Raw genomic sequence first — 656 nt, forward strand, 5'->3', positions numbered from 1 at the left:
GCAATGGCTGGCGCGAGGAGATGGTCTGCGCCATGAAGGCGCAGGCGCTCGCCTCCGGCGAAGTGACCAAGCTCAACATCGCCCACCGCAACACCGATGCCGCCGGGCAGCTCGAGGACATCCGCAACCTGATCAGCGCCAAGGTCGACGCCATCGTCGTCAACCCCGCCGATCCGGCCGGCATCAAGGCGGGCCTCGAAGAGGCGACCAAGGCCGGCATCGTCGTCGTCGCCGTCGACCAGGCGGTCACCGAGCCTTCAGCCTACATCATCTCCAACAACCAGGAGCAGTACGCCTATCTCGGCGCCAAATGGCTGTTCGGCCAGATGGGCGGCAAGGGCGAGGTGTTTTACATGCGCGGTGCCGCCGGCGCTTCGGCCGACTCCGATCGCGACAAAGGCTTCAAGAAGGCGCTGGCCGAATTCCCCGACGTCAAGGTCGCGCAGGAAGTCTTCACCGGCTGGCAGCAGGACCAGGCCAAGCAGCAGATGCTGTCGTTCCTGGCCACCGGCACGCCGTTCAATGGCGTGTGGACCTCCGGCATCGACAACGTCATCGTCGACGCGCTGGTCGAATCGCAGGCGCCGCTGGTGCCGGTGGTCGGCGCCGACAATGCCGGCTTCGTCGGCCAGCTGAGTTCGGTCAAGGGCCTTGTG

General features: G+C 66.0%; 1 protein-coding gene. It reads left to right on the forward strand.

The features are described from left to right. A partial coding sequence (locus EOA36_RS36565) for a substrate-binding domain-containing protein (RefSeq protein WP_145969564.1) occupies positions 1-656 on the forward strand: 656 nt, incomplete at both ends.

It is taken from the genome of Mesorhizobium sp. M8A.F.Ca.ET.021.01.1.1 (assembly GCF_003998025.1).
Classification (GTDB): Bacteria; Pseudomonadota; Alphaproteobacteria; order Rhizobiales; family Rhizobiaceae; genus Mesorhizobium.